General features: G+C 43.7%; 9 protein-coding genes and 1 pseudogene. 8 read left to right on the forward strand and 2 right to left on the reverse strand.

The genetic code is table 11. The features are described from left to right. The first annotated feature begins 217 nt into the window (after positions 1–217). Both QFZ81_RS08595 and QFZ81_RS08600 read left to right on the forward strand, forming a co-directional pair. The gene (locus QFZ81_RS08595; RefSeq protein WP_307602315.1) at positions 218–379 is read left to right on the forward strand and encodes a hypothetical protein; all 162 of its coding nucleotides are present in this window, start codon (positions 218–220) and stop codon (positions 377–379) included. 323 nt (positions 380–702) lie between these two features. Next, entirely contained in the window at positions 703–1503 is an 801-nt protein-coding gene (locus tag QFZ81_RS08600; RefSeq protein ID WP_307602317.1) for an SDR family oxidoreductase, read from the forward strand. 159 nt (positions 1504–1662) lie between these two features. On the opposite strand, the gene QFZ81_RS08605 is transcribed toward QFZ81_RS08600, so the two are convergent. Next, on the reverse strand, positions 1663–2736 hold the full coding sequence (locus QFZ81_RS08605) for a YncE family protein (protein ID WP_307602319.1): 1074 nt from the start codon (positions 2734–2736) through the stop codon (positions 1663–1665). A gap of 278 nt (positions 2737–3014) precedes the next feature. Here QFZ81_RS08605 and QFZ81_RS08610 point away from each other — a divergent pair, with 278 nt between their 5' ends. The 6 genes and pseudogenes from QFZ81_RS08610 to QFZ81_RS08640 form a co-directional block, all read left to right on the forward strand. Continuing rightward, positions 3015–3794, forward strand: coding sequence for a hypothetical protein (locus tag QFZ81_RS08610; protein WP_307607137.1), 780 nt, complete (start codon positions 3015–3017; stop codon positions 3792–3794). Then, a complete protein-coding gene (locus QFZ81_RS08615; RefSeq protein WP_307606850.1) occupies positions 3692–4162 on the forward strand; it encodes a hypothetical protein in 471 nt (156 codons plus the stop codon). The genes QFZ81_RS08610 and QFZ81_RS08615 overlap by 103 nt, the downstream gene beginning before the upstream one ends. A gap of 419 nt (positions 4163–4581) precedes the next feature. Continuing rightward, entirely contained in the window at positions 4582–4935 is a 354-nt protein-coding gene (locus tag QFZ81_RS08625) for a hypothetical protein (protein WP_307445577.1), read from the forward strand. A 356-nt stretch (positions 4936–5291) separates the two neighbouring features. After that, on the forward strand, positions 5292–5669 hold the full coding sequence (locus QFZ81_RS08630) for a hypothetical protein (protein ID WP_307445572.1): 378 nt from the start codon (positions 5292–5294) through the stop codon (positions 5667–5669). Positions 5670–5796: 127 nt separating this feature from the next. Continuing rightward, positions 5797–7083 (forward strand): IS110 family RNA-guided transposase, encoded by a 1287-nt coding sequence (locus QFZ81_RS08635; protein ID WP_307602321.1) that lies wholly within the window; start codon positions 5797–5799, stop codon positions 7081–7083. Positions 7084–7954: 871 nt separating this feature from the next. After that, positions 7955–8289 (forward strand): annotated as a pseudogene (locus QFZ81_RS08640) (SGNH/GDSL hydrolase family protein); the annotation flags it as partial. Between the two features lie 164 nt (positions 8290–8453). Here QFZ81_RS08640 and QFZ81_RS08645 read toward each other — a convergent pair. Further along, positions 8454–10670 carry a rhamnogalacturonan lyase gene (locus QFZ81_RS08645; protein WP_483874676.1) on the reverse strand — a complete coding sequence of 739 codons (2217 nt, stop codon included), beginning with the start codon at positions 10668–10670 and terminating at the stop codon, positions 8454–8456. Positions 10671–11136 lie beyond the last annotated feature (466 nt).

The following is an 11136-nucleotide window of genomic DNA, read 5'->3' on the forward strand; positions in this document are numbered from 1 at the left end:
GGGTGTTCACATCGTCAAAAAATTCGACAATACGGAGGAAGATCTCGAGGAAACGATTTAAGCGTTAGATGACATGTGGAGTTGCCTTTGATTTATCGGGGAATGAACAAAAAGTAAAATCGGCGGCCATTAGAGGTAAGGTCCCATCATTTCCCGTCTCTTCAAACGATACCTTTACTGTATAATCGTGGTTAGATAAATCGGGGAGGCGAGCGCAATGAAATATCACGTAATCAGCTTGAGAATGGGGTGTTTAACAACACTACTTCACACGGAAGTGAACGATATGGACTTTGACACTGAAGGACGTGTGATCGTATACGGGACGGATAATGAGGCGTACTACTTGCTCACGGATTCCGTTCAAATGGAGGATTAATGACGTACGATTTTGCAGAGTTAAGTGAAATTTCGCCAAGCTAACGATATGGAAGCAAAAAATACTCTACAGATGGCGGTGAGAAATGGCAGTTTCTTGGTTCACCTCCAACTTTTCAAAATATTCAGGAACGGCACGGTCCAATACAGGACGGTGCCGTTTCATTTGTGTAGCCTAAGTGATTTGCCGAGCATAAACTGATATATGCCGAATGCAAGGAGTAGAAACAAATGCGCCAAGTATATGGATACATTAAAAAAGTCGAGATGATTCCAATCTAATTCCCGCCGCAGCAACAGCCGTTTCAACCGGGATTGGAATGGATGATGGTGCCGCTACCGGTTTCGGAAGACCACAACTATCGAGGAAGCGGGAAGCTGGCGGGAAAAACAGCCATCGTATCCGGCGGGGACAGCGGTATCGGCAAAGCGGTCTCCATTGCATTTGCCAAGGAGGGGGCAGACCTCGTCATCGTTTACCTAAATGAACATCAGGATGCCGAAAACACGAAACAACGCATTGAACAATTAGGGCGTAAGTGTTTGGCGATCGCTGGCGATTTGGGCGATGAAAGTTTTAGCAGGTTTGTAGTGGATAAGACGCTGAACACATACGGGTCAATCGACATTCTCGTAAACAATTGTGCGGAAATGCATATTCAAAAGAGCTTCGAACAAATAAATCCTCAACAGTTGGTACGAACGTTTCAAACGAACATTTTTTCCTTCTTTTACTTATCACAAGCCGTCCTGCCTTATTTAAAGCCGGGAAGCTCGATTATTAACACGACATCCAGGGTCGCCTATCTGGGGAAGAGCGATTCGATTGACTATGCAGCTACGAAAGGCGCCATTGTAACATTTATCCGTTCGCTTGCTTTGAATCTGGTTGATCGGGACATTCGCGTGAACGGTGTCGCCCCGGGACCAGTTTGGACTCCACTGAACGTATCAGCAGGGTATACAGTTGAAGAGATCATGACATTCGGTTACGAAACCCCGATGAAACGGGCCAGCCAACCAGCGGAGTTGGCCCCTGCTTATGTTTATCTAGCAAGCGACGACTCCAGATATGTAACGGGACAAATGATTCATGTTAACGGTGGTACCATTACGAATAGTTAAGACGTTAAGCAAACAGAGAGATTATGCTGGCAGGACTACTAAGTTTCTATAAAAATTCCGATTAGTAAAACAAACAACCCCCACCGATATCGGAGGATATCGGTGGGGGTTGTTTATTCTGCCTTTTCGTATAAAAAGTGATGGAGGTTAGGTCTACACCTAATCCTGAATGACGGTAATGTTAGTTTCCCCGCCTGAATAGATTCGGTTTGTTCGCGGGTTAAGTACCGTGGCACCTGATCTCTTGGTGGGGCGAAGAATTGCGATACGCTTCAGAGTGCTGCCGTTATAGACCTTAAGCGGAGCTGCTCCGGTCTCCCGAAACTCCGATATGAATAAATGGTTTGTACGCGGGTTGATCAGCGTATTTGTTGAAGAAGGAATAGTTAAGGTTCTGATCACACGATCCAGTCTGCCATCAATGACAAATAGCCGCCCCTTTACTGATATTTGTGCGCTTGATACATAGATTCGGTTCGTCACAGGGTTAAGTGTAATTTCACTTTGAAGTCTGCCGAGCTGAATATTGTGAATTTGATTCGTTCGCAGGTCCAATACGGAACAGAATCGGCTTAGGTTGTTAGCAATATAAAGGCGGTTTGTCCTCGTATTTAAGGCCGGAGTTATGACTGGATTTCGCCCCACTTTGACAGATGTCAGAATGTTATTCGTACTTCCGTCAATAACTGATACTGTATCTTTGCTGGTGTTCGTCACATAAATTCGGTTCGTTCTTTCATCAATTGAAATTTCTGAGGGACGTCCAATAAAAGGGATTCTTTGTTGGATCTTGTTGGTACTCCCGTTCAGAACAGCAACATTGGCCTTGTTAGACGATAAGGATATTGTCGCTATATAGATCAGATTCGTTCGGGAATTAAGCCCGATTTCATCGCAGCGTTCTCCCACTTTAACTGTTGTGATGATCCGGTTCGTGCGGCCGTTAATAACGGAAACAGTACCATCAAAGAAGTTAACAAGATAAATACGGTTCGTTCTCGTATTGACTGCCATTTGGAAAGGCAATTGTCCCGTTTTCAATGTTGCTATGATTTTGTTTGTGTTCCCATCCAGAACACTCAAATCGTTTTCGCCTTGTAAAAAGTATACGCGGTTCGTCACCGGATTAACGACGATGTTGGAGACCGGGCTTTTTACAGGAATAGTTGCAATTATACGGGGTATTAGCGTATTGACTCGAGGCTTCAAGACGTGCCAAGATTTTCGTTGCATGCTGTCTCCCCTTCCAGTGTGCTGATGCTTCATTCAGTATATTCATACTGTTCTGAAAGGGAACTGTATAGCAACGTATCTACAAGAAGCCCGAGGCACAAGAAAGTCCGCCCCATGACAAGTTGCAGGGCAAGGCATTTCCTTCGCATTCCAAAAAAAACGGACACCCAACCAAAAAATAAGGACATTATGTAATTGGGCTTAATCTAGCTATAATACCTTTATAACCTTAAGAGGGTATCATGATGCATACTGCAAAGGATGGGAGAAGGCACAACATGATGAAACGGATACGGTTTCTCTTTTCCAATTTTCGTTTTCAACGACTTAGAAGTCGGTTTCTAGTTGCGATGATCGTCATATCTTTGCCCCCACTTTTCATTTTAGGATTTATTTCTTTCAATATTGCCAAGAACACATTAATGGAAACGAATGCGCAAACTTATGAAAATCATTTGGAAACGTCCAGCGAAGTGGCAGACTTACTATTTCGAAACATTATTAATTTGAACCGCTCCATCGTCGTGAACAACGAGGTGCGGGAGGTCTTATCCAGCAGCAACGTTCCACAGATTAGCGAATCCAACACGACCAGTGAATGGACCTCAAATAAGCTGAAAAAGGCGATTAATAACAATCAATTTGACACCAAATTTGTAAACTCTATCTGTGTATTCAACTTGGAATTTAAAACCTTTTGCGCAGGACGATCCGATGATGCAGGCGTCTATGAAAAGCCGGATAAAGCCAAGCTCATTCAGCAATCGGAGTGGTATCAAAGTGCTTTACAGGATCAAGGGAAAGTTGTTTTCCTTGGCTACGATATACTCGGAGAGTCGAAAAATTCTTTTTCTACAGTAAAATTATTTCGGGATGCGTCAAGTCCTAACGGTCAGCCTCTGCACAGGCAATCCTGTTGTATTGTCTCAAAAGAGGGCAGCTACTTGCTGAAGAGCTGGAAAGAGATCAAGAAGCAGCATTCATTTCTGAACACACGTATCGTGCGACCAGTGCTGTACTCACTCATTTATGGGATGCGAAACATAGCTTCTTCGTAAGCGGTGCGAATAGGCAGATTTCATGGGCATCGCAGGTCTGGATGGCCCTGGCTGGCGTTCTGAATGCAACCGAAAATGGTAAATTGATGGATCGTTTATTCGAGCACCCTCCGGAAATTGGGATGACAACCCCTTATATGTATCATCATCTGATTGAGGCGCTTTTTGAAAGTGGAAGACCAGAAAAAGCCTTGGAGCAAATCAGAGCTTACTGGGGAGAAATGGTCAAAGACGGAGCGGATTGTTTCTGGGAAATCTACAACCCGAATGATAAAAAGCTATCGCCCTACGGCAGTAATTTGATTAACAGCTATTGCCATGCATGGAGCTGTACGCCTACTTACTTTATTCGTAAATATTTGCTGTAACAGAAAGGGAGAGAGACGAATGAGTCAGATGCCAATATTGTCTGTTAAAGAATTGTATCCATTAGTAAGGAAGATGTTTTCTGACCCAGATTTTTCGTTACCTGGAGGGGAATCTATTACAATTTGTCAAAATCGTTCTATAATATCAGCTTTTGTAATTTAAATTTCCTTAATCCAACACAAAAATATCGAGAAAAACAAAGACGGCCTTATCGCGAAATAGCTGCTAACAACGGCCGTTTTTTCATTTCGTCTTTTCCTACTCCTAACGCTCCCGCTTGGATCGGTATGGCCGCTTGTTGGAAGGAATAGATAAGCGGGATTTTTAGGCGTAGAGTGCCGTGTTTTTTTTCATACATACGTGAACATTTTTTATAATGGGCGAATATCCTAACGATAGTTAAAGGAGGGATAGGCGCGTGTATCAAATGAATCCTATTCAAGCTAACCCTATGGGTGGCGATGTAAAAACATTATGTCAAAGATATTTGAAGTACCATGTTATTGCACAACTGAGAGACGGGTCACAGTTTGAGGGAATTATCGATGATATGGACGATGATGGCGTCACCATGTTAGTTCCTGAAGAGGTTGATGGCGAAGAAAGGGAAAATGATCCAACCAGACAACCATATGGTCAAAGGAGATATCGCCGATATCGCCGGCAGCATTTTCCATTTTTTCATTTTATATATCCATTCTTCAGACCTTACCCATACTACCACCCATATTATCCTTATTATCCAGGGTATGGATACGGCGGAGGATATTAGACAACTCTCATCGGCGACAGGCCTCTTGCTTGAAGGAATAAAGAAATAAAAATAAACCGTTCTTCCTGAAAGGGAAGTGCGGTTTTTTGTTTTTATAAGTTCGCTTAACAGATACCTCCGATCCATAGGATAAAATTGAAAAAGAATATCGGTGGAAAAGAAGATACATTGTATCAAACCCGATAACAACGCGTTTTTTGACATGATAAATATACGGTGGGTCATTCCGAAAGGGCAGGATAACGTGGTAATTCTGTAGAAATTAATGAGTAGTAGATATTTGAGGAAGATTACCTCTGAAGGTGGAATATGTGCACTGAATATAAAAACTATTGCTCTTAGATAGGGGCTATTAAATGAGAATGACGATAGAGAATAATAAAGAAGATACATTCGTTTATTTGTACTTCTACGATCGTGAAGATTGTATTTTATTAAATAACGGTGGTGAATCAGATAAGAACTGTTATTTGCTTTTTGATCATGAAAATGAATGGGTAGGATTATCAATTGAGAGTGACTTTAATGTTAGGGATCTCACAAACCTAGGCAAGGGATTTATAAAACGCACAAGTAAGGAATGGCTAATATTATTCAACAAAGAGGTTCAATTCGTTAGAAGAGAAAAACACGGTTGCTTAACCGATTTACACAATACCAACTACACTGGTATTGAATTGATTTTGTTGAAAACAACTATAACGAATCGAAAATATACGACAGAGCTGCTTTAATGTTTTGAACCACGCTAAACATTCCTGTATAGCCTAAGAAATGGGCTTTGTCAAAAAAGGAGCGCCTCGGTATGATGGGTTTGTGCACGGGTTCGAAACCCAATACCATCAAGGAGGCGCTCTAACTATGAAGTTTAAACAAAACGATGGACAAAATCAACGTATTGAACGAATTTCCACCTCGCATCTTGTAGTAGGTATCGACATGGCGAAGGAAATTCATGTCGCGCAGGCTACTAACTTTCGGGGTATCGTTCTGGCCAAGCGACATCTATCATTTACGAACGACTTAGAAGGATTCGAAAGATTACAACGTTGGATGGATGAATTGCAACAGAAACACCGATTGAATACCCTAATCATCGGTATGGAGCCAACCGGACACTACTGGTTCAACCTGGCTAATTGGCTTGCCGACAAAGGCATAAACGTTGTCATGGTGAACCCAGCAACCACCAAACGAAATAAGGAGAACCGCGATAATTGTCCGTCCAAGAGTGATCCTAAGGATGCCCTTGTTATCGCAGACGTCGTCTGTCGAGGCTATTACTATGAATACACGAGACAGACTACCGTCTTTCAAAGGTTGCGGACGATGATGAGTGACCGGGAATTTTGGGTGACGAATAGTGTGCGGCTGCAGAACCGGATCATCCGTTGGTTAGATATTCGGTTCCCCGAGTATACCTCGGTGTTTAAAGACTGGACCTGCAAACGTTCCTTGGCTACTCTTAAAGATTTACCCTCACCGCTAGATCTTCAGTCACTGTCCGTATCCGAGGTAATTACAAGTTGGAGAAGGCATATGAAACGAGCTGGTGGTTCTACGGGTACTCAGAAAGCTGCGCAGCTTATTTCACAAGCTAAGCAGAGTGTAGGAGACAAGACAGCTCTTCATGAAGCCAAGCAAGATTTAAGGCGGTTATTAGAAGAGTTTGAGCGTATCGTTGAAATACTAGAAAAGATTGAAAAGGACACTCAAGCATTGCTAAAAGAAATTCCTATTGCCGATCAGCTTCGATCGATCAAAGGCCTAGGCACAATCTTCATAGCAGCCATTCTATCTTGTGCTGGCGACCTTAGGCAGTATGCACATGGACGTCAGTTATTGCGTAAAGCAGGTCTAAACTTGGCTGAAAGAATGTCAGGAAAACACAAGGGACAAATCAAACTTTCGAAACGGGGAGATGCTACGTTACGCAAATATTTGTATTTGGCGACAATCACACTCGTAGGAACGAATCCAGTCTTTCGACAGATGCACGAGAATAATGTTCAGATCAAGCAAATGAAGAAACAACAGTCCCTTTTTAAGCTGCTTGGAAAATTGGCTCGAATTCTGGTTGGCATTGTTCAAAGAGGAGAAGCATTTTTACCTGAAAAAGCTACCCCCAACTACGCTCCGGCAGCCTAAGACTTATTGTTGATAACGTAGATTGACTCATTCGCAGGATATTCACAAAGAAAGCACGGAGGACCGAGTTCGTTCTCCAAAAGGGCACAGACCCATCCGCTAAACGCTATCGGTCTCCACACCTTGGTCAGGTATAACGAAGGAATGTAAGGGCATAGACCCGTTGAGCCTTGGGAGGGTGAACCTCTAAGGAAATTGTGGAGTATGCGTGCAGTAGAGTATGAACTGGGGAAATATTCCACGTGTTCCTCTGTTCCCGTATGCCCAAAATATGAACCAACGGTTCTAACCAACTTAGTATCTGAACGATATTGATTTTAAAGGTGATGAAATCCTGCGAATGAGTGAGTATACGTGAGATAAACCCTTAAAACCGAGGGACGGAGAACTATAGTTCAGGAGTTGCTTTGAAGCAGCTCCATAAAAGTGACGTTCTAATATTCGCGACTTCGGTTTTATTTGGAGCTTTTCTATATATCAGTGTAGTTATTTTTGCTCAGTAAGTGTGTTCAGTTGCCTTATTAACTAACGCAGAACGATAGTTCAATCAATAAAGCATGGCTATGTGAGTAAAGTGGACACGGCATTATTTCTAGTGCATTTTGCAATTGGATTTACTATGGTAAAGAAGAGCAATCTAATTTAAAGATTATAACAAAGTTATTAAACACTTTTGACAAATATGGTCGGAGAAGCCACTGGCATCAGTTAACACCGCATTCACGCATCCGGCTTACGCCTCCGTCCAAATAAATTAAGACATTATTGTAAAGTAATACATTATATCAAAAATACTTGATTAGAAAAGTAGGAATTATATAAAAGTTTACTTGCAAATGTGGCAATTTATTTTCAACGAGTCAATGTCCTAATGGTGCGTGATATGGTTAAATAAGTTAAAGCGAAAGGAGCGATAGTTGTCTTATCAACTCCACAAGGCAGAGCAACGGTCTTTAATTCAGCAAATGTACATTCTTCTATGAACAGATGGTATAGACATTCTATTCTGGCTTTAGCTCAAGAAGAGAATGTTCCATTGATTGACCTAAATGTTATAAGTTCGGCCTACTTTACATCCATCGGCGGGAAGCTACACTCGCGCTTTATATGACTGGGGATACTTTGCATCCTAATCGTACAGGAGCTACAGAGCTTGCCAGAATTGTGATTGAGGATTTGAAAAAACAAGGCTTAGAGGATTTGTAGAGGAAAAGAAAGAAGGTAAAAAATACGAGCTGTTGGATTCTGATCTGTGAATAAAATTCTCCTGGCGTACGGAACTTAATGTGTCCATGACAAAGGTTAATAAGTAAAAAGGAACATGGACGGCATAACCGTCCATGTTCCTTTTATTATCGATACCCTAAAAATTACTGCACCCGGATGCGGTTAATACCGCTAAACTGGCTCCCGTCCTCCAGCCGTCCGGTAATCCTTACTTCTACCTCGCCGGTTTGCCCCGATAGCACCTGAATGAGCTGCTGACGGTCAAATTTAACCGTGAATCCATTCGAGCTGTCTCCCTTCGCGTCTTCCCCCTGCACTATGCCGCCATATACACTCAAGGTTACCGAGGTTATTCCGGCAGTGGTGGCTCCAGCATATTCAGGCAGATCAATTTTTGCTGTTACGGAATGATCTCCACCATTGCTTTTGAGATTCAAAGAGTTCGGATTAACGCGAACTTCCGCTGGATATGTAACATAAATGTTCGGAGCCGGAGGCTGTGCCATCCCTTCGCCTAGATAGTAGCTTGTATGCGGGGGCTGGTTGTAAGCCACGTTCTCCGCAGCGACGCCAAGTCGGTAAGCCGGATCATGCATGAGAGTAGGGAAGCGGTGTTCGGTGACAGCCGTTGTTGTGTATATGCGCAGCGCGCTGCTGTCGGCCGTTCTCCAGATAGCCTCTTCCCGCCAATCGCCTAAAATATCGGCTTGCAGGCTAGGATTGCCTTTGGTCGAGTTATCGGACAATGTACCTTCGGCTGTCAGTAAATTGTCGGTTTTGCTGTTCATATAATCCCATTTGTCGATCTTGCCGGGACCTGCACCGATAGCTGAATTGTAGTTATGATCGAGAAGCTCGCGGAGCAAATCGCCGTCCCACCAAATGCCGAAGTTAATGGACGATGGTATTGTGCTGCTGATTTTTGTACCTTTGACCGTATATAGACCCACTCCGGTGGAAGCCCATTGCTCTTCGCCTTTCAATCTGGGGTCAATATCGGCTGACATGCCTCGTCCCGTATCTTTTCCTGTGTGTACTCCCCACAGGACTTGCCCGGTAGCAGCATCCCAAACCGCTGCGCCATAAGGGGAATCTGTATGTTCCATGACTTTAAAAACTTCCAGCCCCGGTCTGTCGGGGTCCAGATCCCCTACATGATGCGCATCTCCATGGCCTAAACCGGTGCTGTACAGAACCTGACCGTTATCGTCAAAGGTCATCGCCCCGTAAACAATTTCGTCTTTTCCATCACCGTCCACATCGACCGCACTCAGACTATGATTCCCTTGGGCTTCATATGCCTTATTGCCGTTGCTGTTAAATGTCCACTGCTTGGTCAGTTGGCCGTTTTTCCAGTTGTATGCCACTAATGAGGTTTTCGCATAGTACCCACGGGCCATGACGAGACTAGGTGTTTTGCCGTCGAGATAGGCGATGGTTGCGAGGAACCGGTCGACACGGTTGCCGTAACCATCACCCCAATCGGTTACCTTGCCCCGGGCAGGCTCATAAGGCACCGATACCATTTCTTTCCCAGTAGCGCCTTCAAACAAGGTAAGATACTCCGGACCGGAAAGCACCCGTCCGGAGGCATCCCGATAATCGACATTCGGTTCGCCGATCATCTTGCCTGCTCCGTCAACTGTGCCGTCGGCTGTCTTCAAAGCCACCTCTGCTTTGCCGTCGCCATCCAAATCATAGACCATCATCTGTGTATAGTGAGCCCCAGCGCGAATATTCCGGCCCAAAGAAATTCTCCATAAGAAGGTCCCGTCCAACTTGTAAGCATCCACAAACACTTCACCTGTAATGCCGTTCTGCGAATTGTCCTTGGAATTCGAAGGATCCCACTTCAAAATAAGCTCATACTGTCCGTCGCCATCTACATCACCGACGCTAGCATCGTTTGCATTGTAGGTGTAGGCAGAACCGTCGGGATTTACTCCGTTTGCCGGCTTGCGCAGGGGAACATCAAGGTATTGTTGTCCCCAAACGCTAGCCTTATCGGACACAGAAAGCTTTTTGTTGTTTACGACCGCCTGCACGGTGTATGTGGCGTTTGCCGTGCCGTTGGCATCAAGATAGTTCGTGCTGGAGACGATTGGATCATTATTCACCCTCTTCCCATCACGGTAAAGATAAAAGGAGACACCTGACGGATCGGTGCCTAGCAGACGCCAGCTGACAAACACGCCGCCATCCACTTTAACCGCCACAAGTCCCCGATCCAAATACTCCATCTGGCGCTTCTCGTGTGCAATCATGGGTACTGCTGATTCGGCTGCAACCGCTTGCAAAGGAGTGCATAAAGCTGCAACTTGGAGAGAGCCGAACAGGCATAGACAAGTTTTCTTCATCATTTGCTTCCATTTCCTTTTGTTTTGTATCAATTTTAGAACCTCCTGTTTATGGTATTATCACGAAGTAACTCTTTTAACATAATAGATGGGAAATATTCCGACAATAGTAAATATCCGCTTGCTTAGGACTCTTTTGTTTACAAAAAAGTATAAATGTTTCAATAATATGCAAGTCTGATGACCGTTTGAAATAAAATAGCGTGATTGTAGTGGAAGGATATTTGTTTCATATTGCGGAACTGTTGAGCGTCATCGTTATTCAACTACCGGAAAAATCGTTAGTGGACCTAATTACACTAATCACCGGAGTGAGGTTACAATTCGGGATATTATAGGCTATCAAATCGCTATCGGCGGACGTATTGTAAACAATGAACTTATTTCGGATTAAATGATTGCGAGATTAAACTAACGGATACGATAGCCTAGGACAACGTCTAACAACTTAAAGTTTTTTAGAAGGGAC

The sequence above is a fragment of the Paenibacillus sp. V4I9 genome (assembly GCF_030817295.1).
GTDB lineage: Bacteria > Bacillota > Bacilli > Paenibacillales > NBRC-103111 > Paenibacillus_E.

What these genes read in the sequence shown, in the direction of transcription:
- QFZ81_RS08595 (WP_307602315.1), top strand. Translation starts at nt 218, where the DNA reads ATGAAATATCACGTAATCAGCTTGAGAATGGGGTGTTTAACAACACTA.
- QFZ81_RS08600 (WP_307602317.1), top strand. Translation starts at nt 703, where the DNA reads ATGATGGTGCCGCTACCGGTTTCGGAAGACCACAACTATCGAGGAAGC.
- QFZ81_RS08645 (WP_483874676.1), bottom strand. Translation starts at nt 10,670, where the DNA reads ATGATGAAGAAAACTTGTCTATGCCTGTTCGGCTCTCTCCAAGTTGCA.
- QFZ81_RS08630 (WP_307445572.1), top strand. Translation starts at nt 5,292, where the DNA reads ATGAGAATGACGATAGAGAATAATAAAGAAGATACATTCGTTTATTTG.
- QFZ81_RS08635 (WP_307602321.1), top strand. Translation starts at nt 5,797, where the DNA reads ATGAAGTTTAAACAAAACGATGGACAAAATCAACGTATTGAACGAATT.
- QFZ81_RS08605 (WP_307602319.1), bottom strand. Translation starts at nt 2,736, where the DNA reads ATGCAACGAAAATCTTGGCACGTCTTGAAGCCTCGAGTCAATACGCTA.
- QFZ81_RS08610 (WP_307607137.1), top strand. Translation starts at nt 3,015, where the DNA reads ATGATGAAACGGATACGGTTTCTCTTTTCCAATTTTCGTTTTCAACGA.